This window comes from Nocardia sp. NPDC019219 (genome assembly GCF_040632645.1).
Taxonomy (GTDB): Bacteria; Actinomycetota; Actinomycetes; order Mycobacteriales; family Mycobacteriaceae; genus Nocardia; species Nocardia sputorum.
Genome location: NZ_JBEYCG010000007.1, coordinates 236,322 through 261,441, shown reverse-complemented (window position 1 = coordinate 261,441; position 25,120 = coordinate 236,322). Strand labels below are relative to the sequence as shown.

The 25,120-nt window shown below is 68.5% G+C and carries 28 protein-coding genes; 8 read left to right on the top strand and 20 right to left on the bottom strand.

Going from position 1 to position 25,120, the window contains the following annotated elements; genetic code table 11:
- Positions 1–15 precede the first annotated feature (15 nt).
- Positions 16–546 (top strand): type VII secretion system-associated protein, encoded by a 531-nt coding sequence (locus tag ABZ552_RS16345; protein ID WP_281879417.1) that lies wholly within the window; start codon positions 16–18, stop codon positions 544–546.
- Between the two features lie 45 nt (positions 547–591).
- On the opposite strand, the gene ABZ552_RS16340 is transcribed toward ABZ552_RS16345, so the two are convergent.
- The 7 genes from ABZ552_RS16340 to ABZ552_RS16310 form a co-directional block, all read right to left on the bottom strand.
- Positions 592–846 carry a hypothetical protein gene (locus ABZ552_RS16340; protein WP_281918061.1) on the bottom strand — a complete coding sequence of 85 codons (255 nt, stop codon included), beginning with the start codon at positions 844–846 and terminating at the stop codon, positions 592–594.
- Positions 847–905: 59 nt separating this feature from the next.
- Entirely contained in the window at positions 906–1,610 is a 705-nt protein-coding gene (locus ABZ552_RS16335; protein WP_357438007.1) for a hypothetical protein, read from the bottom strand.
- Positions 1,583–1,843 carry a hypothetical protein gene (locus tag ABZ552_RS16330; protein WP_357438004.1) on the bottom strand — a complete coding sequence of 87 codons (261 nt, stop codon included), beginning with the start codon at positions 1,841–1,843 and terminating at the stop codon, positions 1,583–1,585. Before ABZ552_RS16330 ends, ABZ552_RS16335 begins: the two co-directional genes overlap by 28 nt.
- 785 nt (positions 1,844–2,628) lie before the next feature.
- The gene (locus ABZ552_RS16325; RefSeq protein WP_357438001.1) at positions 2,629–2,886 is read right to left on the bottom strand and encodes an HPr family phosphocarrier protein; all 258 of its coding nucleotides are present in this window, start codon (positions 2,884–2,886) and stop codon (positions 2,629–2,631) included.
- Between the two features lie 26 nt (positions 2,887–2,912).
- Positions 2,913–4,937 (bottom strand): fructose-specific PTS transporter subunit EIIC, encoded by a 2,025-nt coding sequence (locus tag ABZ552_RS16320; protein WP_357437998.1) that lies wholly within the window; start codon positions 4,935–4,937, stop codon positions 2,913–2,915.
- Between the two features lie 11 nt (positions 4,938–4,948).
- Complete coding sequence (gene pfkB, locus ABZ552_RS16315; protein ID WP_281879441.1) at positions 4,949–5,899, bottom strand: 1-phosphofructokinase; 951 nt, start codon at positions 5,897–5,899, stop codon at positions 4,949–4,951.
- Entirely contained in the window at positions 5,896–6,663 is a 768-nt protein-coding gene (locus tag ABZ552_RS16310) for a DeoR/GlpR family DNA-binding transcription regulator (RefSeq protein WP_281879442.1), read from the bottom strand. Before ABZ552_RS16310 ends, pfkB begins: the two co-directional genes overlap by 4 nt.
- A gap of 145 nt (positions 6,664–6,808) precedes the next feature.
- On the opposite strand from ABZ552_RS16310, the gene ABZ552_RS16305 reads away from it, so the two are divergent.
- Positions 6,809–8,509, top strand: a complete 1,701-nt coding sequence (locus ABZ552_RS16305; RefSeq protein ID WP_357437994.1) for a putative PEP-binding protein — start codon at positions 6,809–6,811, stop codon at positions 8,507–8,509.
- Between the two features lie 54 nt (positions 8,510–8,563).
- On the opposite strand, the gene ABZ552_RS16300 is transcribed toward ABZ552_RS16305, so the two are convergent.
- Genes ABZ552_RS16300 through ABZ552_RS16290 form a run of 3 tightly spaced genes read right to left on the bottom strand, consistent with a single transcriptional unit; the run spans position 8,564 to position 12,602 of the window.
- Positions 8,564–10,057: an aspartate ammonia-lyase gene (locus tag ABZ552_RS16300; RefSeq protein ID WP_357437992.1), complete on the bottom strand. Its 1,494-nt coding sequence runs from the start codon at positions 10,055–10,057 to the stop codon at positions 8,564–8,566.
- Entirely contained in the window at positions 10,057–11,124 is a 1,068-nt protein-coding gene (locus ABZ552_RS16295) for an asparaginase domain-containing protein (protein ID WP_357437989.1), read from the bottom strand. The genes ABZ552_RS16300 and ABZ552_RS16295 overlap by 1 nt, the downstream gene beginning before the upstream one ends.
- Positions 11,121–12,602 carry an amino acid permease gene (locus ABZ552_RS16290; protein ID WP_281879447.1) on the bottom strand — a complete coding sequence of 494 codons (1,482 nt, stop codon included), beginning with the start codon at positions 12,600–12,602 and terminating at the stop codon, positions 11,121–11,123. The genes ABZ552_RS16295 and ABZ552_RS16290 overlap by 4 nt, the downstream gene beginning before the upstream one ends.
- A gap of 194 nt (positions 12,603–12,796) precedes the next feature.
- On the opposite strand from ABZ552_RS16290, the gene ABZ552_RS16285 reads away from it, so the two are divergent.
- Positions 12,797–13,474: a FadR/GntR family transcriptional regulator gene (locus ABZ552_RS16285; RefSeq protein WP_281879448.1), complete on the top strand. Its 678-nt coding sequence runs from the start codon at positions 12,797–12,799 to the stop codon at positions 13,472–13,474.
- Positions 13,475–13,746: 272 nt separating this feature from the next.
- Here ABZ552_RS16285 and ABZ552_RS16280 read toward each other — a convergent pair whose 3' ends face one another.
- The 4 genes from ABZ552_RS16280 to ABZ552_RS16265 all read right to left on the bottom strand — a co-directional run bounded on the left by ABZ552_RS16280 (position 13,747) and on the right by ABZ552_RS16265 (position 16,751).
- Complete coding sequence (locus ABZ552_RS16280; RefSeq protein WP_357437985.1) at positions 13,747–13,890, bottom strand: hypothetical protein; 144 nt, start codon at positions 13,888–13,890, stop codon at positions 13,747–13,749.
- A gap of 240 nt (positions 13,891–14,130) precedes the next feature.
- Positions 14,131–15,537 carry an alpha/beta fold hydrolase gene (locus tag ABZ552_RS16275; protein WP_281879451.1) on the bottom strand — a complete coding sequence of 469 codons (1,407 nt, stop codon included), beginning with the start codon at positions 15,535–15,537 and terminating at the stop codon, positions 14,131–14,133.
- A 514-nt stretch (positions 15,538–16,051) separates the two neighbouring features.
- Positions 16,052–16,270 (bottom strand): hypothetical protein, encoded by a 219-nt coding sequence (locus tag ABZ552_RS16270; RefSeq protein WP_357438061.1) that lies wholly within the window; start codon positions 16,268–16,270, stop codon positions 16,052–16,054.
- 301 nt (positions 16,271–16,571) lie between these two features.
- A complete protein-coding gene (locus ABZ552_RS16265; protein ID WP_281879453.1) occupies positions 16,572–16,751 on the bottom strand; it encodes a hypothetical protein in 180 nt (59 codons plus the stop codon).
- A gap of 735 nt (positions 16,752–17,486) precedes the next feature.
- Here ABZ552_RS16265 and ABZ552_RS16260 point away from each other — a divergent pair.
- Positions 17,487–17,648: a hypothetical protein gene (locus tag ABZ552_RS16260; protein WP_281918076.1), complete on the top strand. Its 162-nt coding sequence runs from the start codon at positions 17,487–17,489 to the stop codon at positions 17,646–17,648.
- A gap of 114 nt (positions 17,649–17,762) precedes the next feature.
- Positions 17,763–19,082, top strand: coding sequence for an aspartate aminotransferase family protein (locus ABZ552_RS16255; protein WP_357437981.1), 1,320 nt, complete (start codon positions 17,763–17,765; stop codon positions 19,080–19,082).
- Between the two features lie 6 nt (positions 19,083–19,088).
- On the opposite strand, the gene ABZ552_RS16250 is transcribed toward ABZ552_RS16255, so the two are convergent.
- Positions 19,089–19,592, bottom strand: coding sequence for a nitroreductase/quinone reductase family protein (locus ABZ552_RS16250; RefSeq protein WP_281879456.1), 504 nt, complete (start codon positions 19,590–19,592; stop codon positions 19,089–19,091).
- A gap of 102 nt (positions 19,593–19,694) precedes the next feature.
- Here ABZ552_RS16250 and ABZ552_RS16245 point away from each other — a divergent pair, with 102 nt between their 5' ends.
- Positions 19,695–20,063, top strand: coding sequence for an arsenate reductase family protein (locus tag ABZ552_RS16245; protein ID WP_281879458.1), 369 nt, complete (start codon positions 19,695–19,697; stop codon positions 20,061–20,063).
- A 54-nt stretch (positions 20,064–20,117) separates the two neighbouring features.
- A complete protein-coding gene (locus tag ABZ552_RS16240; RefSeq protein ID WP_281879460.1) occupies positions 20,118–20,798 on the top strand; it encodes a TIGR00266 family protein in 681 nt (226 codons plus the stop codon).
- Between the two features lie 7 nt (positions 20,799–20,805).
- On the opposite strand, the gene ABZ552_RS16235 is transcribed toward ABZ552_RS16240, so the two are convergent.
- Positions 20,806–21,393 (bottom strand): NUDIX domain-containing protein, encoded by a 588-nt coding sequence (locus tag ABZ552_RS16235; RefSeq protein ID WP_281879461.1) that lies wholly within the window; start codon positions 21,391–21,393, stop codon positions 20,806–20,808.
- A gap of 53 nt (positions 21,394–21,446) precedes the next feature.
- Between ABZ552_RS16235 and ABZ552_RS16230 the strand changes: the two genes are divergently transcribed.
- The gene (locus tag ABZ552_RS16230; protein ID WP_281879462.1) at positions 21,447–21,827 is read left to right on the top strand and encodes a nitroreductase family deazaflavin-dependent oxidoreductase; all 381 of its coding nucleotides are present in this window, start codon (positions 21,447–21,449) and stop codon (positions 21,825–21,827) included.
- Between the two features lie 17 nt (positions 21,828–21,844).
- On the opposite strand, the gene ABZ552_RS16225 is transcribed toward ABZ552_RS16230, so the two are convergent.
- The 4 genes from ABZ552_RS16225 to ABZ552_RS16210 form a co-directional block, all read right to left on the bottom strand.
- A complete protein-coding gene (locus ABZ552_RS16225; RefSeq protein WP_350356380.1) occupies positions 21,845–22,642 on the bottom strand; it encodes a helix-turn-helix domain-containing protein in 798 nt (265 codons plus the stop codon).
- A 174-nt stretch (positions 22,643–22,816) separates the two neighbouring features.
- Entirely contained in the window at positions 22,817–23,104 is a 288-nt protein-coding gene (locus ABZ552_RS16220) for a DUF427 domain-containing protein (RefSeq protein WP_281879464.1), read from the bottom strand.
- Between the two features lie 64 nt (positions 23,105–23,168).
- Entirely contained in the window at positions 23,169–23,720 is a 552-nt protein-coding gene (locus ABZ552_RS16215; protein WP_357437974.1) for an NUDIX domain-containing protein, read from the bottom strand.
- A 150-nt stretch (positions 23,721–23,870) separates the two neighbouring features.
- Positions 23,871–25,085, bottom strand: coding sequence for a DUF418 domain-containing protein (locus ABZ552_RS16210; RefSeq protein WP_281879467.1), 1,215 nt, complete (start codon positions 25,083–25,085; stop codon positions 23,871–23,873).
- Positions 25,086–25,120: the final 35 nt, after the last annotated feature.

The window sequence follows — 25,120 nt, the reverse complement described above, 5'->3', positions numbered from 1 at the left end:
GAGAAGGGCTCATCAATGACCGAGCAGAGCAACGGCAACGACGCGGAATGGCTGTTCCTGATAGATCCGGGCTGGCAGCCCGCCGACGAGGACGATCGCCCGCCCGCGCACGCGGTGCTGGGCGGCTGGTTCGTCGATACCCACGGCACAGCAGGCGAATTCCAGCCCAACCCCGACTACCACCCCGCCGACGAGGGGCCCTTCATCGATCCGATCGACGCGACATTGCGGCTGGTCCTGGAGAAGCGAGCCGAACCGGGCCAGCTGCTGGCGACCCTGCGCGGCGCGGTGGTCGGTGTCGCGGTCGACGAGAACGGCAATCCGGTCGTCGCGGCGTCCCCGGATCAGATCCCCTGCGTGCTGGTGACCTCGGCGCCCGAACACCGTCGGCACGCGCAGGTCGAAGGCTGGACCGAGGTCTCGATGGCCGAACTCGCCGCGGCGCTGCCGGAGGAGGGCATCGATGTCCTGATCAATCCCGGCGCTCCCGCATCGATGCGGCTGCTCGCCGGTGCGGTCAAGGCGGCGGTCGCCGTCGCGACCTGAGCGTGTGGTCGCTGAGCGGGCGTGCGCCGGCTCAGCGACCGTCGTTCAGAACCGGATTTCCTCGAAAGCGTCGGACTGGCATCGCATTTCGGTGATGTGCTCGGGTGTCAGCAGCCGGTCGGGTACCGGTTCGTCGCGGCGCGTGAAGCCCGGCCGGGCGAGCAGTGCGGCCAGGGCGAGTATCTGGAGATCAGCCGGCGCCACCGTGTAGCGACCCGCGGCATCGACCGAGCGCGGGTCGACGACGATGCACACGCTGCCGACCGCGACGACAGGGGCTCGATCGCCGCGCTCGGCCACGATCCTCGGCAGGTGCGCGGGGACGTTCGGCTCTTTCATCACAAGCCTTTCCGATCGGATCAAATCACAGGGCGGGCAGCTGATAGATCTGGACGAGCTCGCGCCCACGCGTGCGTGACACCAGCATGCCCCGGCCCGGCGGACACCGCGCGGGCGCACGTCACCGAGCAGCACACCCTCGTCCTTGGGGTGCGCATCAGAATGCCGTCGATCGACATGTCCTCGAGCAGGCCCAGGGCATTGACGTAGAGCGCACGCGACGCGCCGTCGGCTCGCCGCGCGCTCACCACGTGCAGGCAGATATCGCGGGCCTGCGGGAGCAGATCGATCAGCGGCAGCAGCGGATTGTTCGACGCCATCATATCGTAGTCGTCGACGATCACATAGACCTCCGGGCCGGTCCACCGGCTGCGTTCCCGAAGCTGCGTGGGGGTGATGTCGGCGCCCGGCATCCGCTGGGACACAAATCCCGCGGCCTCTTGGCGGGTCGGGACCGAGGTTTGCCCCGAGGTCGAATATCCGGCCAGGTGCGGGCCATCGATGGCGCCGAGCATGGTGCGGCAATAGTCGACCATAATGACCCGGGCATCGTTCGGGCTGGGGTTCTCCACGATTCCCTGCGCGATATTGCGCAGCAATGTGGTCTTGCCGCAGCTGACGTCGGCGAAGACCAGCAGGTGCGGTCGATCCTCGCAGTCGAGCACCATCGGCGCCAGTTCCGATTCGCTCAGTCCGATCAGAACCCGCTTGTTGTCCAGGCGCATGCCCTGCGCCCGTGCGGTTTCCAGCACCTGTGCCCGGTCCAATTCCAGCGGGAGTTGGCGCACGGGGGTGCGTGGCGGTCACCGTAGACCCGCACCATCGCTTCCTTGGCCGCGGCGACGCCCTCGGCGAGGTTCCCCGGGTCGACGTCGGTGTCGAGGTGGGGCAGCGCGATCAACATGTGCAGTTTGTCGGGAGCCATGCCGCGGCCCGGGCGATTGATCGGAACGCCCACTGCGACACGACAATCCATCTCCGAGTCCGACGGGTCGCCGAGGCGCAGTTCGATCCTGGTGCCGCGACGGCGAGCGCGGCCGGCGCCGATCGTGCGGGGTCACGCATTGCGGGCCAGGGCGTAGACGTCGATGAAACAGAAGACCAGAGGCGACACGAAACGTCGTCACTCACCTTGGCCTCTTCGCCGGCAACGCGATGGGTCGCCGGTCAAGATTCGACGGTGATCTCCAGCTGTCCCGAAGAGGTGTGGTGGCCCCGTCGCGCGCTCGAACTTCCACAACTGCGCTCCGAACGCCGTATCACCCGGGGTCACGGTAGCCGGCCAGTGTCAGTGCAGTTGTTCGGTGCAGCGGCGCACCCCGCCTGGCCGAACTGGTGAGCTCCTTCGCTGTGCGCCGCGCGGAGCAACTCCCGCCGCCCGGCCTCGGTTACCGTCGAAACAGCTCTTTTCGGTCGCACGGTCTTCGCGATGGCGAATTCCGTGGGGCCGGCGTGCGGTCTTATCAAGGGTTCGAGGTGCCGAACCCGGTCAGTAGGTCGTGAGGGCGGCCCGCGGGGTGTCGCTCTCCTCGTCGCGGGGTTGGCCAGTCGTTGGATGGCGAAGCCGTCGATGACGGCGAGGCCGCAAGCGCGGCAAAGAGTGGAGCGCCGGATTCGGTGACGCTGCCGACAGCGCGAACAGCGGCTTGGTTCCTCCCGGGGCTCCGCGACTCAGCCAGCGTGGAAATGCGTCCGACGGTGCGGCGACACCTCCTGAGATGTCGTCGTCGGTCGTAGTGCCGGTCAGATGTCGAGATCGGCGGCGACCAGTGCGGCGACCTTGTCCAGCGCGGCTGGGTCGTCGCTGCTGATGACGATCGGGGTGCCCTGGGTGGCGCCGAGGGTCATGATCATCAGTGCCGAGCCCGCGTCGACCGGATCGCCGCCGACGAGCGAAAGGGTGACGGGAACGCCGGCCGCCTGGACGGCTTCGGCGATGATGTTGGCGGGACGGGCGTGCAGGCCGATGGACGAGCCGACTTCGACGGTTGTCTGGGGCATGGCGTGACTCCTTCTGTGGTGGACGTTTATCCGGCGGTGACGGTGGTGGGGGAGGGCACGGCGGTTCGCGTGCGGGCTAGTTCTTTGGCGACGGTGACGCAGACCGCGCCGACGAGTGTGCCCGCGGCGAGGGCGGCGAGGAACCAGAGGATGTGGCCGACGGCGAAGAAGACGAAGATGCCGCCGTGTGGTGCGCTGAGCGTGGTTCCGGTGGCCATGATCAGCGCGCCGGTGACGGCGCCTCCCGCCATCATGGACGGGATGACGCGTAGCGGGTCGGCGGCCGCGAAGGGAATGGCGCCCTCCGAGATGAACGACGCGCCCAAGAGCCAAGCCGCTTTGCCGTTTTCGCGTTCGGCGGTGGTGAACAGCCGTGGTCTGATCGTGGTGGCCAGCGCCATGGCCAGGGGTGGCACCATGCCGGCGGCCATCACCGCGGCCATGATGCGCAGTGACGCGGTGTCGGTGACGGCCAGTCCGGCGACGGCGAAGGAGTAGGCGGCTTTGTTGACCGGGCCGCCGAGGTCGAAGCACATCATCAGGCCGAGGATGGTCCCGAGGGTGATCGCGGAGGTGCCGGACAGTCCGTTGAGCCAGTGGGTGAGTCCGCTGGTCACCGCGGCGAGCGGCTTGCCGAGCACGATGAACATGGCCGCGCCGACGATCAGTGACGCGAACAGGGGTATCACCACCACCGGCATCAAGCCCCGAGCCCATTGTGGGACGGTGAGTCGCGCGATCCACAGCGCCGCGAACCCGGCGATCAGTCCGCCGACCAGACCACCGAGGAATCCGGCCCCGACGAACACCGCGACGGCTCCGGCGGTGAATCCCGGTGCGAGGCCGGGGCGGTCGGCGATGGCGAAGGCGATGTAGCCCGACAGCGCGGGCACGAGGAAGCCGAAGGCGAGAGTGCCGAGTTGGAACAGCACCGCGCCGAGATAGGTGGCCAGTCCGCCCTGGGGCAACGCCGTCAGCGAGTTGTCCAGCACGATGGTCTTGGCGTTGTCGGCGATCTCGTAGCCTCCGAGCAGGAAGCCGAGCGCGATGAGCAGCCCGCCCGCCGCGACGAACGGGATCATGTAGCTGACGCCGGTCAGCAGGATCTGGCGCAAGCGGGTGCCCCAGCCGAGAGTTTCGGATTTCTCTGTGGCCGAGGGCTTTTCGTCGGGTGCGCGGCCGGGGACGGTCGCGGCGTGCGGATCGTCCGCGGCGCGGAGCGCGTCGGCGATCATCGCGTCCGGCTCGTTGATCGCTCGTTTGACCCCGGAAGCCACGACGGGCTTGCCCGCGAACCGGTCGCGCCCGCGCACGCCGACGTCGGTGGCGAAGACCACCGCGGCGGCGGCCGCGATGACCTCGTCACCGAGGGGAGTGGCGCCGCTGGACCCCTGTGTTTCCACGCGCACGCTGACACCGGCGCGTTTGCCCGCGGCGACGAGGGCGTCGGCGGCCATGTAGGTGTGTGCGATTCCGGTCGGGCAGGCGGTGACCGCGACGATGGTGCGCTCGGCAGCCGGTTCCTGGTGCTCGGGTGTTGTGCCCGCGGTCGCGCTCTCCGCGGCGGTCGTGCTGCGCGCGGTGGCAGTGGTAGTGGGCGCGTCGAGCACGTCCTCGACCAGGGACACGATGTCCGCGGGTGTCGCCGCCGCGCGCAGGTCGGCGACGAACTCGGGCTTCACCAGCGCACGCGCCAGGCTGGAGAGCAGTTTCATGTGCTCGGCTCCCGCGCCTTCGGGCGCGGCGATGAGGAAGACGAGGTCGGCGGGACCGTCCGGGGCCCCGAAATCGACCCGCGGGGCGAGCCGGGCGAACGCGAGCGAGGCTTCGGTGACGGCCGCGGCGCGGCAGTGCGGAATCGCGATCCCGCCGGGAAGTCCGGTCGCGGACTGGGCTTCCCGGGCCAGCGCCGCCTCCCGCAGCGCCGCCGCGTCGCGTGCGCGGCCGGTTGCGGCCAGGCGCTGCGCGAGTGCGGCGATCACCGCCTCCTTGGCGGCGCCGAGGTCGGTGTCGAGGGTGATCAGATCCTCGGAGATGATCGAGTCGGCCACCATGGCCTCCTTCAGCTGTTGTGCAGGGCGTTCAGCGCCGTGACGCGGACGGCGTCGAGGTCGATGTCATGCGGGCCGGGTACGCCGGTGCCGGGAAGAGCGGCCGCGGCGCTGCCGTAGGCAACCGCGCGGCGCAACCGTTCGGTGGGCTCGGCGCCCTCGGAGTCGGCGAGCAGGTACCCGGCCAAGGCCGAATCCCCCGCGCCGACCGTGCTGCGCGGTGTCACCCTCGGCGCGGGCGCGTACCAGGCGCCCTCCGGGGTGACCAAGACGGCGCCCGCCTTACCGAGGGTCGCCAGAACCGTATCGACGCCCCGCTCGACCAGCGTCGCGGCGGCGCGGGCGGCGACCACCGGATTCTCCAGTTCGGCGGGGTCGGCGCCGGTGAGCTGACCGAGTTCCTCGGCGTTCGGTTTCAGCAAGCTCGGCGGGTGGGAGCCGACGGTGGCGGCGACCGCCCGCAGCGGCGAGTCCGAGGCGTCGATCGCCACCGGTATGCCGCGCAGCCGCCGCAGTAGCGCGACATACCAGTCGGCAGGTACTCCCGGCGGCAGCGAGCCCGACAGCACCACCCAGGACGCGGCAGCGGCGAGGCCGTCGAGCGTCTCGGCCAGCGCAGCGGTGCAGGCAGTGGTCAGCGGGGGACCGGGTTCGTTGATCTTCGTCGTGGTCCCATCGGTTTCCGTGATCGTGAGATTGGTTCGCGCCGTCCCCGGCATCGGGACGGCCCGGTAGGCGATACCGGCGTCGCCGAGCTGCCGTAGCAGCGGATCTCCGGTGTTGCCGGGCAGCACGGCCACGGTTTCACGGCCCGCGGCGGCGATCACCCTCGAGACGTTGACGCCCTTACCGCCGGGATGAGAGTTCACGGTGGCGGCGCGGTGCAACGCGCCGCGGTGCAACGCGCCGGTGAGGGTGACGGTGCGGTCGATGCTGGGGTTGGCGGTGAGCGTGACGATCATGCCGTGACCACCTCGAGGCCGGACGCGCTGAGCTCGCTACGCACCGAATCCGGTACGCCGGTGTCGGTGACCAGGGCGTCGACGTCCTCGACCTCGGCGAAGCGCACCAAGTCCTCGCGGCCGACCTTCGTGGAATCGGCGACCACGACGACGCGGTGCGCGCTGGCCACCATGGCTCGCTTGACCGCGGCCTCATCGATGTCCGGGGTGGACAGGCCGTGGGCGGTGGTGAGCGCGTTGGTCCCGAGAAAACAGACATCGACCCGCAGCTCGGCGATCATGCGCTGGGTCTCCGGGCCGACGGCGGCCTGGGTGACGCCGCGGACGCGTCCGCCGAGCAGGTGCAACCGCACCGCGGCGTGCCCGCTGAGGCGGGCCGCGATCGGCACCGAGTTGGTGACCGCTACCAGCTCGCGGTCGGTCGGCAGCAGGGCGGCGATCCGCGCGGTGGTGGTGCCCGCGTCGAACAGGACGCTGCCGCCGGTCGGCGGCAGGAAATCCAAGGCCGCCTTGGCGATGCGGTCCTTCTCCGCCGCACGGCTGTGCTCACGTTCGCCGGTGCCGAGCTCGATCGCGGTCAGCGCCGCGGCAGGCACCGCGCCGCCGTGCACACGCCTGACCAAGCCCATCCGGTCCAGGACCGCGAGATCACGCCGGACCGTCTCGGTGGTGACGCCGTACTGGTCGGACAGCTCGGTGACCGACACGCGGCCTCGTTGCCCGACCAGCGTCGCGATCGCCTGCTGCCGTTCCTCGGCGTACATCCGACCTCCCGATTAGGTGTTGGTTTATGTTGTTTTATCTCTGTCTGTGTTGCTTTGTCAATGATGTGGCGTAGTGTGGATCACATCGAAGGCCGGGCCGGCATGGAATCGGGCTCGCTGGTTCAGCTGTGGAGGTAGGCGACAGGTGACAGGATCTTTGCAGGTAGAAACGGGATCTGTAGTGCTGGTCGGCACACCGGCGGTCTCCGGGGTGGCGTACGCGCCCGCTGTCCGGCCGGGCGCCCGGCCGCGTGTCGCGGAGGCGGCTGATGTGGTTCCCGAGTCCGATCGGGCATCCGAGCAGGCGGCGTTGCTGGCCGCGGCGACGGCGGTCGCTGACCGATTGCGGGGGCGTGCGGCGCGGGCCGGTGGCGCTGCCGCGGAAGTTCTCGCCGCGAACGCCGCGATGGCCACCGACCGCGGCTGGCTCGGTGTGGCGCAGAAACTGATCGCGGCGGGCACACCGGCGCGTGCGGCGGCGGTCGCGGCCACCGACCAGTTCGCCGAGATGTTCACCAAGCTCGGCGGGCTCATGGCCGAACGCGTGACAGACCTCCGCGACGTCTGCGATCGGGTCGTCGCCGAACTGGCCGGCGCGCCCGAACCCGGCATCCCGGTACCGCAACAGCCCGCGATTCTGCTCGCCGAGGACCTCGCGCCCGCGGATGCGGCGGGGCTGGATCCCTCGGTCATCATCGGCTTGGCCACGTCGCTCGGCGGACCTACCAGCCACACGGCGATCATCGCGCGGCAACTCGGCATCCCCTGTGTCGTCGCGGTGACCGGTCTCGACGCGATCGCGGCGGGTACACCCGTCCTGCTCGACGGCTCGTCCGGGCGCATCGTCAGCGATCCCGATCCCGACCTCGCGGCACGCGCGGTCGAGCAGTTCCGTGCCCGGACCGCACGCGACGCCGCCTGGGCCGGGCCGGGCGCCACCGCGGACGGGCACCGGGTGGAAGTCCTGGTCAACGTCCAAGACGGCCCGAGCGCCCAAGCCGCGCGCCGGACACCGGCCGAAGGTGTCGGCCTGTTCCGCACCGAATTGTGCTTCCTGGACCGGGAAACCGAGCCCACGGTAGCCGAGCAGGAACGCATCTACCGCGAAGTGCTCGACGCCTACAGCGGCGCGAAGGTGGTGATCCGGACCCTGGACGCCGGATCGGACAAGCCCCTGCGGTTCGCCGACCATCCCGACGAAGCCAATCCCGCGCTCGGAATACGGGGTATCCGCATCGCCGCCCGCGACGCCGGAATCCTCGACCGGCAACTCGACGCGATCGCCCGAGCCGCCGTCGGCCGCGCACCGGCGCCGTGGGTGATGGCACCGATGATCTCGACCGCGGCCGAAGCGGAATCCTTCGCCGAGAAGGCGCGGGAGCGGGGGCTGATCCCCGGCGCGATGATCGAGGTGCCCGCCGCCGCGCTCACTGCGGAAGCCATTCTGCGCCACGTCGATTTCCTCTCCGTCGGCACCAACGACCTCGCGCAGTACACGATGGCGGCCGACCGGATGTCGCCCGCACTGGCCGCCCTCACCGACCCGTGGCAGCCGGCGGTGCTGGCTCTCGTCGCGCGCACCGCGGCCGCGGGTCGACGACTGGGCAAGCCCGTAGGCGTGTGCGGCGAAGCCGCAGCCGATCCAGCCCTGGCTTGCGTGCTGGTCGGCCTGGGCGTCGGATCACTGTCCATGGCAGCAGGCGCCGTCGCCGCGGTAGGCGCCCGCCTCGCCGAGACCACTCGCGAGCAGTGCCGCCGCGCCGCGGACGCGGCGTTGACGGCCGCCGACCCGGCCGCAGCTCGGAGGGCCGCGCGAGAGGTCCTCGGCTCGACTCCCGGCGACTGACCGATGCTCACCTGTCCGGCATCCGCTCGGCGTCCGGGGCGAGCACGCCTGGTTTCAGCGTGCGGTTCCGAAGCGGTGCCGATCTGTCGGCGCTTGTCCCGCGGCGCGTGTGTGGACTGGACGGCCGAGTGGTTTGGTGTCGGCCGCCGAGCCGGTGAGGCCCGCGAGTCGACGGGCCGCGAGGATCTCCTCGATGGCTTCGGGTGTGAGCAAGCCGCGTTCGATCGCGATCTCCGCGACGGATTGCCCGGTTTGCAGCGCCTGTTTGGCGATGTGGGCGCTGGCGGCGTAGCCGATGTAGGGGGTCAGCGCTGTCACGATGCCGACGGAACGTCGAACGCCTTGCTCGAGGTGGTCGCGGTTGGGGGTGATGCCCGCGACGCATTTGGTTGCCAGGGTGTCGACCGCGGCGGTCAGGTGCGTGGTCGTGCGCAGCATGCCGTAGGCGATGATCGGTTCGAAGGCGTTGAGTTGCAGCTGCCCGGCCTCCGCGGCCATGGTGACGGTCAGGTCGTTGCCGATAGTCTCGAACGCGACCTGGTTGACGATCTCCGGAATGACCGGGTTGACCTTTCCCGGCATGATCGATGACCCGGCTTGGACCGGCGGCAGGTTGATCTCGCCGAAACCGGTTGTCGGGCCTGAGGACATCAACCGCAGGTCGTTGCACATCTTGGACAGTTTCACCGCGACCCGCTTGAGGATGCCGGAGACCTGAACGAAGGCGCCGCAGTCCTGGGTGGCCTCGATCAGGTTGGCCGCGGGGGTGACGGGTTCGCCGGTGAGTTCGGCGAGGTGGGCGCAGGCCAGTGCCGGGTAGCTCGGGTGGCCGTTGATGGCGGTGCCGATCGCGGTGCCGCCGAGGTTGCTCTCGCAGAGCAGGGTGATGCCTTCTTCGAGCCGGTCGCAGTCCTCGCCCACCATGATCGCGAAGGTGCCGAATTCCTGTCCGAGGGTCATCGGCACGGCGTCTTGTAGTTGGGTGCGGCCCATTTTGATGACGTCGGCGAATTCATCGGCTTTGGCGCCGAAGGTATCCGCGAGGCGTCGTAGGGCGGCGACGAGGTCGCGGATGTGCCGCACGACGGCGAGCCGGATGGTGGTGGGGTACACGTCGTTGGTGGATTGGCCGAGGTTGACGTGGTCGAGCGGGTGCACTTCGTTGTAGGTCCCGCGGTCGTAGCCGAGCAACTCCAGCGCTCGGTTGGCGATGACCTCGTTGGCGTTCATGTTCGTCGAGGTTCCCGCGCCGCCTTGGATCGGGTCGATCGGGAACTGGTCGTGCAGCGCGCCGCCCCTGATTTCGGCGCAGGCCGATTCGATCGCCTCGGCGCGGCGAGCGTCGAGGATGCCGAGCTCTCGGTTGGCGCGGCAGGCGGCCTGCTTGACCGCGGCGAGCGTGGCGACGAGCGCCGGGTATCGGCCGATGTTGTCGCCGGTGATGGCGAAATTGTCCAGTGCGCGTGCGGTGTGGATGCCCCAATAGGCGTCGGCGGGCACAGCGCGGCTGCCGAGGGAGTCTTGTTCGGTTCGGGTGCTGCCGGTCATCATCGGCTCCGTGTGGTGAGGGCGTCTTCGTGGGTGGACACCGGGGGCAAGGTGGCCGTGTCCGACAGCTCGCCGAGCATGTTGGTCGTCATCCAGTCCCGCAGCCGACCACCGGAGACGCCGAGGTCGACGAGGTAGGCCAGTTTGGCCAGTGCCGCCTCTCTGGTCATGTCCCCTCCGCTGATCGCTCCTGCGTCCAGGAGCGATCGTCCTGGCAGGTACCGCTCGAGATCGACCGAACCGCTGTCACACTGGGTGATCACGACGATCGGGGTTCCGCGCCGCGTCGCCGTCCGGATCGTCTCGATGACCTCGGCTGTGTGCGGCATCGTGCCCGAGCCGTAGCATTCCAGGACGACTCCACCGGGATACTGCCGGATCGCCGCGTTGAGCAGATCGCTGTGCAGTCCCGGAAAGACGGTGAGCAGTCCCACTGGAAGGCGTGCCGCAGTGCTGCCCCGATGCGGTAGTGATGCCACAGGGGACGGTGGCGGCGTGAATTCTCGGACGGTGGTGAAGCCGTCGTAGTCGTCGCACGCACGTTTGCTGGCCCGCACGGCGGGATGCAACCCCGAGCCGAACGCGATATATGTTCCCGGAACTGGTCGAGTGGCAATCGAATCCAGTGCCAGATGCATGTTGTGTTGCGCGTCGCTGCCGGGCTGACCGAGCGGGATCTGGGCACCGGTCAGCACCACTGGGGCTGCGAGACCGCGCAGTTCGAAGGCGACGCGGGCGCCGATATAGGCCATGGTGTCGGTTCCGTGAATGACTACTACGCCGTGCGGGCGCTCCGATTCGACGCGGTACCGCACCCACTGCGCGATCCGGAAGGCGGTGTTCGAGTCGGCGGCGCCGCTGTCGATGACACGGTCGGATTCGGCGTACCAGAATTCGACCGGCCGCCCCCTCGTGTCCTCGTATCGGGCGATGACCTCGGAGACTTCGGCAGCGATTCCCGACCGCGGTGCCATACCCGCTCCCTGGTCGGCCATTCCGAACGTGCCGCCGGTGTAGAGAACGTGAACCCGCAACGCCGTGGGATGTGCTGTTCGGTGAGTGATCATGCGCCCCGCGCTCCCTCAGCGGCGTCCGGCCGATCCAGCGGGGCGAGGACATCCGGGTCGAGGCGGCCTCTGATCCGGAACCATCCGGCGACCATGGCCGCGACGACGGCGGTGAACACCGCCAGCGTGATACGCCCGATCTCGTCGTCGAAGAACATCAGCGCGACGACACCGGCCAGGAACACCAGGGTGAGAATGTTGAGCACCGGAGCGAACGGAAGCCGGAACGCCGGTCGGCGGTACTCGCCGCGCTGGGATTTCCGCACGAATATCCAGTGGCAGATCATGATCGAAGCCCAGGTCCCGACGATGCCGAGACCGGCCAGGTTCAGCACGATCTCGAAGGCTTTCTGGGGGACGAGAAGATTCAGCACGACACCGGCGATGCCCACCGAACTGGTGATCAGGATTCCGCCGTAGGGAACGCCGTGGCGATTCATCCGGGCGGCGAAGCGTGGCGCCGCCCCGGCCACGGCCATCGACCGCAAGGTGCGACCGGTCGCGTACAGACCCGCGTTCAAGCTCGACATCGCGGCGGTGAGCACGACGAGGTTCATGACATCACCCGCATGCGGGATCCCGATGGAGCTCATGACGGTCACGAAGGGGCTCTCGCTGGGGGAGTAGGCCGTCCACGGCAGCAACAGCGTGAACAGCACCACCGAGCCCGCGTAGAACAGGATGATCCGCCACATGATCGAGTTGACGGCCCTCGGGATCACGGCGGCCGGGTCGTCGGATTCACCGGCGGCCACGCCGATCATCTCCGTCCCGCCGAAGGCGAACACCACCCCGAGCGCGATCGTCAGCATCGGAGCGAGACCATGCGGGAAGAAACCGCCGTTATCGGTGATCGTCGACAAGCCGGGGACATTGCCGTCGACCGGTGTGCCGGTGACGAGGAAGACCACCGCCAGCAGCATGAACGCGACGATGGTGCCGACCTTGATCAGCGCGAACCAGAACTCGAATTCGCCGAACAGGCGCACCGACACCACGTTGAGCCCGACCACCACCGCCAGCGCGATCAGCGCGAGGACCCACTGGGGGATCGGCACGAACGGCGACCAGAAGTGCACGTACAGCGCCACGGCGGTGATGTCGGCGACCAAGGTGGTCGACCAATTCAGGAAGTACAACCAGCCGACCGAATAGGCCCCGCGCTCGCCGAGGAATTCGCGGGCGTAGGAGACGAACGCACCGGATGACGGCCGGTACATCACCAGCTCGCCGAGCGCGCGCACCACCATGAAGGTGAAGACGCCGCACACGATGTAGACGATGGCCAGCGACGGCCCGGCCAGCGCCATGCGGCCGCTGGCTCCGAGGAAAAGCCCGGTGCCGATGGAGCCGCCGATCGCGATCATCTGCATATGGCGCTTACGGAGCTGTTTCTGATAACCGACGTCGCCGATATCGTGCTTCGCCGCTGGTGGTGGGGTGGCTGGCCGGGCCGACAGTTCGTCGTAGTGCGTCATGGAAACCTTCCTTGGGCCGTATCCAGCCTGCGCGGCGCGACCGGCCACTAGAAGTATGGCTGCCATGCGGTCAGGCTGTAAGACAGGTTGTATTGTAATTCGGGTCACATCGCCCTGTCAATCTCGATCTCGGCGCGAAACGTGCTGGAGCTAGCGTTTTGACGCTCTATCGGCGGGTCTCCATACTTGGTCACGTGACAGTCGAAGAAGGCCGGGTGCACCGCATCGGCGCCACGGAAGCGGTCTTTCGTCGGCTTAAGGAGCTGATCCAGAGTGGCGAGTACGCGGTGGGCGACCGCCTGCCCGCCGAACTCGCCTTGGCTCAACAGTTCGGCGTCAGCCGTCCGGTGGTGCGGGAGGCGCTGCACGCCTGTGCGACCCTCGGCCTCACCGAAACGCACACGGGCCGAGGAACGTTCGTCGTCTCCAAGAAGGAGAGCCCGCAACTGACGTTCGCCGGTGTCGACGCCGCAGATCTGATCGAGGCCCGCCAACTCATCGAGATCCCCACCGCGGGGTTCGCCGCGCAACGCCGCACGCCGGACCAACTGCGGCGGCTCTTCGAGCTGCTCGGCAAGCTGGCGGGGGCCACCGACGCCCGTGAGTGGGTCCGTTACGACGGCGAGTTGCATACCGCGATCGCGGCCGCCAGCGGAAACAGAATGCTGACCGCGGTGGTCGCCGACACCCGCCGCGCGCTGGACCCGCAATCGGAATTCCTCAATCTGACCCAAGACCGCCGCGCCGACTCCGATCGCGAACACGAGGCCATCGTCCGGGCCATCGAGGCGGGCTCACCCGAGGCCGCGCGCCAAGCGATGGCCGATCACCTGCAACGGGTAGCGGACACGATCGCCCGCATCGGCGAGTAGTAGCAAGCGGATCGTGGAGCGACCCATCGACTGGTTGCTCTGTCGGCACGCAGCGATCGAACCCGACCGCTGCTGAGCGAACCCGATCGGCGCCTATTCGTCGCGCCGACATCGGCTACCGGCACGACGCGTGAGGCCGGCCGCTAGCGCGCTCGGTCGGTTCGACGACGCCGGAGCACGGGTGGTTTCGCGGGTGTGCACACGCTGTCGACCGCCGTGCCGAGGCGGTGCGCGCGCAGCCGAACCTCCGGGCGAGGTTGGTTGCTGTGTATTCACTGGACGATGAGGAGATGGGCTGCCTCCAGATGCACGATGCACTCGTCCGGGTGGTGGAAGCGGTGGATGTGCCGAAGCTCGCGAGCGCGTTGCGCGGTGAGTCCCAGCAGGTGGACTTGGCACATGAATTCGGCGAGCATGCCATCTGCTTGGACGAAAGTTTTTTGATTCGAGGCTTGGGGGTTCACGACGTCGTCTCTTTCAATGCATCAGGGATGCCCCCGGTGTTGAGGAGGCGTGCGCCGTTGCTGTGCGGGTCTCCCGGAGCAAGCCGGTATTTCCGGCGGGCGGCATCGGCCTGACGCCGGGTGGTACTTGGTGGGGTGGTTATTTCGAGTGCTCATACCGGAGCCGGTGTCCGGCCTGGTGACATCGGGGGGTCAGTCTCGCGCGGATCCGACGGGCAGGTTGTCCGATGGTTGACCGTAGGGGCATGAGACCAGCGAGCGCAGTCGGGGCAGGCTGTAGTGGTGCCAGGTGTGCTGCAGTGCGGCGGTCAGCAGTCGGCCGGGGATCCAGGCGGGAGTGTCGAAGTCGATGCGGTAGTCCAGGTGGGTGCCCTGGCCGCGGCGGGTGAGCTGGATGCGGCCTTGGTGGCGGCGTACGGGTCCGCGGATGGTGCGGTATTCGATGAGCCAGGGGTCATGGTGGACGGTGATCTGCTCTTGGATCGGCCAGAGCCCGAGCGCGCGTCCGGCGCGTACCGACCCGAGTCCGTTGGGCACGCCGGCCACCACGCCGTCGCGCACGCGTCTCAGGCGCACTGGCCACAGCGCCGGCCACTGGTTGGTGAGCACATCGAAGACTGTGTCGCTGTCGGCGTCGAGATCGGCGGTGAAGCGCAGACGGTGGCGGCGGCGCACCTGATCGACAGGTTCGAACACCCGCACCCAGGTTCGGGCCGGGCTGCGGGCGATCAGCCAGTCCCGGACGAAGGGAAAGACGTCGTCCACGGCGTCGGGATGCGTCAGCGGCGATTCGTGAGTGTGGTTGCGGGCGAAGCCGTATCGGCGCGAGGCGGACTGCACCCGGACATCTTGTGCACCGCAGCCGTCGAGGAGTCGACGGCAGAGCCTGGGCGCGGCGATGACGTCACGGGGGCTGGTCAGCGCCAGCACCGGCACATCGACACCGGCCAGCGCTCCGCTGATGGCCGTGCGGCCCCGCTCGTGAGCTGCCCACATGGTGGCGTCCGACAGCGCTTCGACCGGTTCGTCCTCCGGTCCCAACCTCAGCGCGCGAGCTGGAAACGACTTGCCCCACCGCGGCGAGGTGAGCAGCCTGGTGGCGAGCCGATGGGTGAGCAGCGGAACTTCCACGGCGGCGTTGATGAGCACCATCCCGGCCACACGGTGCCTGTCCAGCGTCTCGGCGACCGCTCGCGCCACCAGCACCCCGCCGAGAGAATGCCCGACCCAGAATGCTGGGCCGGTCCCGGTCTCGGCGATGAGCTGCTGAACTACGGGCAGATCACAGCGCAACGCCTCGTCCCACCCGGCCCGGACCCGAGGATCGGGCAGCACCCCGCCGGTACCGCGCCGCTCCGCGACCCAGACATCGAAGCCGGCCTCGGCCAGCACGACGGCCAGGCCACCTCCTCCCGGCCACAGGTACACTCCTCTGTTGTCGAAGGTGCCCGGAACCAGCACGACCGGCGGACCGCCGTACAAACCCAGACGGGTAAGGCGGAACCGGCCTCCATCGGTGGTGCTCACCACCGCCTGCTGGCTTCCAGCACTACTGTCGTGGGTCCATTCGGCAGAGATCGGGTGGCCGGTACCGGCCATCGGCACTCCTTCGAAAAAGTTGGTCAGTTGTCCAGTTTCTGTGAGTGTCGATACTGCCAGTGGGCCTTGCGCGAAGCCATCGCATCGAGCCAACTCCATGGATGGTCATAACTGCGAGCCCGGTAGATTCCTGGCAAGTCATAGAAAATGACCTCGCCGCGGCTGGTTGTGCTATACGGCGGCAGGGAGTATGTCCAGATCCACCGCCTGCCACCCGTTGTGAGGTCCGCGCACGTCGTGGATGATCCGGCCGAAGGTGAGCCAAGAGTCCAGGTCACCGGTGTCAGCGCCAGGCTGCCGTCGTGCAGCCGCGTGCCGCCCGGCAATTGCCGGTGCGGGTTGGTCGCCGTGTCCTGTGTAGACGTTTAGAGCTCGGGGACTGTGCTTGCTGCATCGCGCTGAGTTCGCACACAGCTTCTCGGGTTCAGCGTCGTAGGCGGGCCATACTCGTGCCTCATCCACGATGGACATGCGAACGTCCATCGTCACTCGGCTGTGCGGTGTAGGGAACCGATCATGTCGAGCGCGATCCGTCCCGCTTCCGCCGCGCAGCCTCATTGGTCGCGTCGGCGATACTCCAAGCCAATTCGGTGAACAGCCCGTAGATGGCGCGGGTCGTGAGCTCGGCCGAATGGGGTTTGAAAACGTCGGCTCGGATCAACTGATCCACCCAGTCGTGGATCAGGCCGACCATGTACCGCTCGTCGAGTTCACGCCATCGGTCCCAGCCCAGCGGTCGCCGACTACAGAAGTCCTATTTTTACTAATTTTCGGCGCATTCGATTCGCGTCGATGTGTCGATTTACGGTCACGCCACCCGCTGCGGCGGACTGCTCCGGAGAATCGACGTAACGGCCCTCACCGCGGGTTCCCAGCAGTGGGGCTGTTCCCGTGCGATCGATAGCCGAGCGGTGAACTATCACGGTGTTTCTGCTCGACCTGGCCGGCAGGAATCGACGCCGCTGTCGACTGAATGCCCGGCTGCAGCGGTGGTGGCACTTCCGCGGCAACCACCACCGCCGCTCAACTTCCTGCTACAAGCAGAGACTCAGCTCGATCGGGCCAGCCGGGATCGGCAGGCACACCTCCACAGAACCGGCGACGGGGGTCGCGGCGGGGGTGGTAGGCGCGGCGGAGGCGGTGCCGGCGCCGAGGGCGCCCGCGGTCAGGGCCAGGGCGGCGATGGCGAGCGAGCGATTTTTCTTGGAGGTCATACAGTCATCCTCGGTAGTGCAATGTGACTCGCCCCAGGATCGGGACGGGGCTTATCAGATCACGCCTCGACGGCACCGCACGGCCGTTCGCAACAATTGGGATAATTCGCTGGTCGCGCAGCACGGAATCCGGTTGTTACCGGTCAGTACGCAACAATTTGTGACAATCACGATTCGATATAAAACTGCCTTCATGCGTTCGAAACATCCAGGTCAGATCGACGGTCCCGGAAATGTTTTCGTGTGTTCTCACAAATGTCCAGCAGTCGAAATTGTCGCCGACGGGATCGTTTTCCGAGGACGCACCGCGATTCGGCGCGGCGCCGGGGAAGGCTGGTGCACGCCGCCGGCGGGACCGGCCACCTCGCTGGGGCGTGCACGAGCCGCCGCGACGACTCGGTTCTCATACGACCGGTCGAACCAGCACGCCGCCGAAGGAATGCCCGATCCAGAACGCGGGACCGGCGCCGGTGTCGGCAACGAGTTGTTGTTGGACCACGGGCAGATCGTGGCGCAGCGACTCCTCCCCCCGGCTCGAACCCCGCCGCCTGGATCACGCCTGCGGTGCCACGGCGTTCCACGACCCAGACATCGAACCCCGCCGCGGCCAATGCGCCGACCTTGGTCCGGCATGATCGGGCATGCCGATTTCGTCGAGATGCTGCGGTCGCAGGCATTGCTGAGTCGTGGCGATAATCAATGTCATTCGATGTCCGTCCGCTGCGGTGAACCGGTGTGATCGCCGACGATGTCGCGCTCGACGTGACGGACGAGCGGATGCGGTTCCGCGGTGAAGCCGACGAGGGCTTGTGCGACTTCGACGATCGTTGCGCGGATCTCCCGCCGTGGCTTCGGAAATGCGTGACGGCGTGGCCGTGGCTTCCTGACCTGGGGTGAATCACAGGCGGGACAGTTCTCGTCATATGCCGCGCCTCCAGCCGCGCAGGCGCCCCGATAGGGCTAGGGTGCCAATGTGCTGTTCTATTCAGGATCGAAGGGGGAATTCGCCCCATGAGCGGGTCAGATCACGTCTTCTATCCCTGGAGCGCGCAAGCCGAGTTGAACCCGGCTCCGATCACCGGTGCGTTCGGCTCCTACTTCTGGGACGACACAGGCAAGCGCTACCTCGACTTCTCCTCCCAGTTGGTCAACGTCAACATCGGCCATCAGCATCCGGATATCGTCGCCGCGATCGTCGCGCAGGCGCAGCGGTTGGCGACGATCTCACCGACGGTCGGCAACGACATGCGCAGCGAACTGGCGCGGCTGATCGTCGAGCGGGCTCCCGGCGAGCTGAACCGCATCCTGTTCACCACGGGCGGCGCGGAGGCCGTGGAGCACGCGGTGCGGTTGGCGCGCAGCTACACCGGGCGCACGAAGATGCTCGCGGCCTACCGCTCCTACCACGGCGGCACCGGTGTCGCGATCGGCCTGACCGGAGAACCACGGCGGTGGGGCGCGGAGCCCACCAACGTCGACGTGGTGCGGTTCTTCGGGCCCTACCCGTATCGATCGCCGTGGGGCACGGCCGGTCCGGAGGAAGAGACGGCCGCCGCGCTGGCGCACCTGCGGCAGGTGATCGAACTGGAGGGGCCACAGCACATCGCGGGGCTGATCCTCGAAACCGTGGTCGGCACCAATGGTGTGCTGGTCCCGCCGCCCGGCTACCTCGCAGGCGTGCGAGCGCTGTGCGACGAGTTCGGCATCGTCTACATCGCCGACGAGGTGATGGTCGGGTTCGGCAGGGTGGGCGAATGGTTCGCGGTGCAGGCCTACGGCGTCGAGCCGGACATCATCACCTTCGCCAAAGGGGTGAACTCCGGCTACGTCCCGCTCGGCGGCGTACTGATGGCCGAACGCATCGCGCAGCGCTACGACCACGTGACGTATCCGGGCGGTCTCACCTATGCGGGGCACCCCCTGGCGTGCGCCGCGGGCGTGGCGTCGATCGCGGTGTTCGAGCGGGAGGGCATCCTCGATCACGTGCGGTCGGTCGGCGCCGATGTGCTCGGAAAAGGGTTGCGCGAGCTGGCCGCCCGGCATCCGAGCGTCGGGGAGGTCCGGGGCATGGGCTTCTTCTGGGCGCTGGAACTGGTCCGGGATCAACGCAGCAGGGAACCGCTGATCCCGTTCGCGGCGGCGGGCGCGGACGCCGAACCGATGCTCGCGGTCACCGCGGCCGCCAAGGCGCGCGGGCTGTGGCCGTTCAACGCGGGCAACCGCTTCCAGATCGCACCGCCGCTGACCACGACCGCCGACGAACTGCGGACCGGCCTGGAGATCGTCGACGAAGTGCTCGACGTCGCCGACGGCTACCTCCGGACGAGCTGACACCGCTCAGTGCGGCGTCAGCTCCACCACGACGCCGCCTTGCTGCCAGGTCTGGTAGATGTCGGCTTTCGAGGGTGAACCGTCGGCGGTGAAGCCGATGCCGTTGTACTTCGCGTTCTGCTTGTTGTCCCGTGCGATGATCTCGTAGAGCCGCAGCACGTCGGCCTCGGTGGTGTGGACGACCGGGTCGAAGGTGCGCGGCTTGCCGCCGAAGGACGCCTGCACGGGAGTGCCCGCCCGCAGGTTCTTCACCCACGGCCGCAGGGCGGTGCCGATCAGCAGATTGTCGCCGTGCGTGGTGTAGGCAAGCGGTACGTCGTAGACCTTCCCCGACTTGCGTCCGACGACGTGCAGGATCATCAGCCGCTTGCCGACGATGCCGGACAGGCCGGGCACCCGCAGCAGGGCGCGCACGACCCCGTTCATCACGGCCTGATGCGACGGGATGGGTTCGGGACCGGACGTGGTCGGTGTGCCGTAAGGGTTTTCGGACGACGCGTGCTCACTCATGCTCCCAGTATCGGAGCTCGCGTCGCGCGGTGCGGTACGACGTCCGGGATCCGCCAACGGGCACCGGACGGGCGCGGCGCGCTGCCTCGGTACCCTGCGTGCATGACTTCCGGGCAGACAGAGATCTGGCACAACCCGCGGTGTAGCAAGAGCCGCAACGCCACGGCGTTCCTGAACGAGGCCGGTGTCGGCTACACCGTGCGGAAGTATCTGGATCAGCCGCCGACGGCCGACGAGTTGCGGGAGGTGCTGCGGCGGCTGGACGCCGAACCATGGGACATCACCCGCACCGGGGAACAGGTCGCCAAAGAACTCGGGATGGCGAGCTGGCCACGGACCGACGCGGACCGGGACCGCTGGATCGACGCGCTGGTCCGGCATCCGGGACTGATCCAGCGGCCGATCGTGCTCACCGCTGACGGCGGAGCAGTGGTGGCCCGCGACGACGCCGCGCTGCGCGACCTGCTCTGACCGCTGCCGACCGGCCCGTCCCGGAGGGCGGGCCTCGGCGGTAGGGTCGCGAACATGAAGGTACAATTGCGCCACAGCCCGGCCGCCGCCATCGCGCGCTGCTTTCTCGCGGGCGGCGAGCCGATGCGGGTGGAGAGCGGCGCCATGGTGGCGCACTCGGCGGGAGTCACGTTGCAGGCCAAGGCCGAAGGCGGCATCCTGGCCGGGTTGAAGCGGTCGGTGCTGGCGGGGGAGTCGTTCTTCGTCTCGACCTTCACCGCGCCGCCGCAGGGCGGCTGGGTCGACGTGGCGCCCGCGCTCCCCGGTGATGTGCTCAACCTGCAGATCACCCCGGACCGGCCGTTCTTCATCAGCCGCGGCGGCTGGATCGCCAATTCGCACGGCGTGCAGGTGGAGAGCAAATGGGGCGGCTTCGCCAATCTGTTCGGCGGCGAGGGCGGGTTCGGTCTGCGCGCGCACGGCGAGGGCGAGATCGTGGTGGGTGTGTTCGGCGCGATCGATGTGATCGACCTGCAGCCGGGGGAGCCGATCACGATCGACACCGGGCACGTCGTCGCCTACGACCTGGCCATGAATTTCGCCATCCGGCGGGCGGTCTCGGGTCGATCGATCCAGTCGTTGAAGTCGGGCGAGGGCTTCGTCTTCGACTTCACCGGCCCCGGCCGGGTGCTGCTGCAGACGCGCAATCCCGGCGCGTTCGCCGCCTGGGCCGGGTCGGCTGCTTCGTCCAGTTGATTCGCGGTCATCCGTCCGCCGGGGAATCGGCACCGGACAGCAGGTCGGTGACGAGCAGGCGGGTGTCCGGTACGAAAGGCCAGTCCGGGTCGGCCAGGTGCGCCAGCAACTCGGCGTCGGTCCACCACCAGCCCTCGGCTATCTCGTCGGGTTGGTGGCGCACCGGGCCGTCGTAGCGCAATTCGTACGCGAACAGGTGGCAGCGCATCGGCAGGCCGTTCCATTCGCCGTCCCAGGAGACCCGGGCCAGCGGTTGCGGGGAGACATCGGCAGGGTCCGGAGTGACACCCAGTTCTTCGGCGACCTCGCGCAGGGCTGTCTCGCGCGGCGCTTCACCCGGCGCGACCACACCACCGGCCAGGCAGTCGTGCATGCTCGCGAAAACGAGTTTGGTATCGGTGCGGCGATGCACGTAAACGCGCAGACCGTCCCGGGACCGCAGGAGGACACCGGCGCTGGCGTGCCACAATCCGTCGCGATAGACCGTAGCCCGCTCGGCCGCGCCCACCGGGTTGCCCGTCGGATCGTAGACCGCGATCAGTTCCGCCCCCGGATCTCCGGCGTGGGGCGACCCGTGCTGCGGTGGTGCGGACATGGGTCGAGAGTAACGTGAACACCGCACGCCACAGGGAGAGAGGATCGCCGCCCATGGTGCTTCCGCACGCACTGGCGAAGTTCAACCGGCATGTCACCAATCCGACCGCGGGCCTGGTCGCGGGACGCGCGCCCGGCTTCGGCATCGTGCTGCACAAAGGCAGGAAGTCGGGACGGTCCTACCGCACCCCGGTGATGGTCTTCGAACAGGACGGCGCCTACCGGATCGCGCTGACGTACGGCCGTGATGTCGACTGGGTCAAGAACATTCGCGCGGCGGGCGGGTTCGCGCTGGAGACCAACGGTCGCGTCGTCGAGTTGACCGACCCGGTCGTGCGGCAGGATTCGTCCGCGGCGTGGGCGCCGGTGGGGGTGCGGCAGGTACTGAAGACGATCTCGGCGGAGTATTACGTGGAGTCCCGTCCGGCCCGGTGAACCGCGCGTCGGACTGGCTACGCGCCTTGAACCGACTCGACCGTGCGGCTCAGTACCGAGGGTGGTAGTCCGAACGTCCGGCGGCAGGTGCGGGTCAGGTCGGCGCCATCGGAGAAACCCGCCGCGTGTGCGGCGGCCGTGAGATCGTCTCCGGCCAGCGCGCGGGTGCGCGCGATGTGCAGCCGCAGCCAGAGGATGTAGCGGCGCAACGGGATTCCCATCTGTTCGGTGAACAGGTGGGACAGCCGCGGCGCCGGAATCCCGAGTTGCCGAGCGACATCCGAGCCGCGCACCGAGCCCGCGCGCACCAGAGCGGGCAGTAGTTGCAGAGCCGCGGTGATCACCGCGTGCCGCTCGTCCGCGCCGGACGATTCGTCCTGCGGCAGCAGGTCCTCGACAACCGCGGTGACCTGTGCGGTCAGGTCGCCGCCCGCGGCGACGATGCCCAGCGTGTCGGCGCTGTCGGCCCAGCCGTTGAGGTGGGCCCTCCGGTCGGCCGCCGCGCCTGCGGCGGTCTCGGGGTCGAGGTAGACGGCCGTGCCGTGCGCGGACCCCACGTCGATCCGGTGCGGCGCGTCGGTCGGCACGATGACATGCGTGCCGTGCTTGCGCACGCCGCTGCCGTCCACCACCACGATCGGTGTGCTCGCGGCCACGATTTGCACCGCGTGGTGCGCGTGCAACTCCGTCGGGCCGATCGATCCGGCGAAGGCCAGGACGCCCGGCCGGAGCAGCGCGACACCCGCCTGCGCTGGTTCGTCCGCTGCGCCCACAGGCGACATCGAGAAGCCGTCGGTGACCAGAGCCTTCATCATGGGATGCTCCCGGCTGAGACACGCACGCTGAATCCTGGGATGAGCGTATCGGTTTCGCTCGGGCGGTATTCCCGATTCCTCCGATTACGGCCGACCCCGGCGATCACCCCACGGCCGGATTCCGGCATCGATCATGAGTTCGCCGCTCGATTGCTCGCAGTGCAAGAATGCCGGTCAGCTCTCGGCGACCTCGACGCCGCGCCAGAACGCTACGTAGTCCTTGATCTGCGCTGCCTTGGTCTTCGGCTCCGGGTAGTACCAGGCGGCGTCGGTATTGGATTCTCCGTCGACCACCACGGTGTAGTAGCTGGCGGTGCCCTTCCACGGGCAGTAGGTGTGCGTGTCGGAGGGTTGGAAGAACTCCGGGCTGATCGAATCCGGCGGGAAGTAGTGGTTGCCCTCGACGATGATGGTGTCGTTGCTGGTCGCGAGGACGCGGCCGTGCCAAGTTGCCGTTGCCATACGTCGATTCTGCCCTCATCTCACCCGGTGGCGGCGGCCGAAGGCGTCGCGCGGAACGGTGCGGTCATACGGGACGGTCCGGCCGCGCCGCGCGCCGGTGGAGTTCGACGGCCAACGCCACCAGTTCGCCCAGGTGCTCGCCGTCGGATTCGGCCCGCCGCATCGCTTCGGCGACAGGGAAGGCGCGGACCTCGAGAATCTGCTCAGCGTCGCCGGGATTGGTCGGCGCGGAGTCGAGCACCACGTCCGCGGTGCACCAGAGCCACGCCTTGTGCGGGTGGGGCTGCCATTCGCGATACGGCGCGGGGCGATTGCTGGTCGCGTGGTGGGCGCCGAACCATCGGAGCGGTCCGATCGGGCGTGCTCCCGCCTCCTCGCGCAGTTCCCGGCGGACGCATTCATCGATCGACTCGTCGCGCTCCCTGGTGCCGCCGGGGATCAGCCAGACGCCGCGATCGTCGCGGCACAGCACGATCTCCTTGCCGACGAAACAGACGACGTGGATGTTGGTGACCAATTCGTCCGGCGGCAGCGCGGTGGAGAATCGCACATCAAGATCGCCCCACGCCCAGTGGGCCGGTGTGTGCAGCACGGGATAGCGGTCGGCGAGCGTCACAGGATGACGGTAGCGGTCACCGAGGGATCGTGTCCGCCGGATTTCCGCGGGCAGCGGGGTGACATGCTCGAGGTGTAGCCGGGTTAGGCGCTGCTCTGGTCCGGGTGGTCACGTCCGCGTCCCGCGGCGCGTGGATGCGGACGTACGGATTCAGCTCTCCCGGGCCAGTGTCCGGTAGCTCACGTTCCAGAACCACTCCACCGGCCCCCGCTCGAAGCGACGTAACCACAGGTGCGCTCCGCTCGCGATGAGCAGCGCGACCAGCAGGTAGACGCCGATGGTGAACGGGACGCGGTCGTCGGCCGGGACGCGGGCCGCGAGTCCGAAACCCCAGCCGTAGCACAGCGTCGAAGCCACCAGATTCTGCAGGATGTAGCAACTGAGGGCGGTGCGGCCGATCTCGGTGAGGCGGCGCCCGGCGAACCCTGCCGCGGGCCGCCGCACGTACCACTCGGCGACCGCCGCCAGCATGCCCAGGGCGACGAACGGCGCGCTGCCGTAGCGTGTGAACAGGATGAGGTCGCCGCCGCCCGCGAGACCGACGGCCAGGTCGATCGGTGCGGCGACGCCGAAGCCCACGATCATGAGCCGCTTACGGATTCGCGCGCCACCCGGACCGAACACGCCGGCGCGGAACAGCCGCGCGCCGGTCAGGAACAGCGCGACCGACATCGCGAACACGAAGATCGCCTCCATCCGGAACAGCCCGGCGTTGCTGATCCGGAACATCGCGAGATCCCAGAAGGAGCCGTCCGCATACGGGTTCGGATCCAGCGCACCGCGTGCCGCCGAGTCCTGTCGCGGCGCCAGCGCCAGGGCGAGCGCGATCAGGGTCAACAGCGTCACGTGCACGGCCGCCGCGCCGATCAGCCATTGTCGCTGCGCCCGCTCGCCGGTGGCGAGCACGAACGCGACGACCAGTCCGGTCACCGCGTACCCCATCAGCACGTCGAACTCGGCGACGAACACGAAATTCAGCAGACCGTCCACGAACAACAGACCCGCGCGCCAGGGGTAGTTGCCGGGCCAGCGACGCCCGGCCTTGGTCGCCGAGCGCTGCTGGATGGCCAGGCCGATGCCGAACATGATGGTCAGCAGGCCGAGGAACTTGCCCTGGGCGAGCTGCTGGAGCACCCGCTCGGTCCACAACCGGCCGTCGGCCTGCCCGCCCAGGCCGTGGAGGTAGCCGACCAGCCCCTCCGGGTCGGTCATGATCCAGACATTGGTGGCGAGGGTGCCCAGGATCGCGATCCCGCGCAGCACGTCCAACGCGACGAGCCGGGCGGGTGCGGGCGGCGGCGGGGGAGCGGCCGCGCGGTGCGGTTCGGTGGTCTGCGTGCGGCGGGCCGCGGGCGATTCGGACATGTCCCGACTATCACGCCGACCTGCGCCGCGAGGAG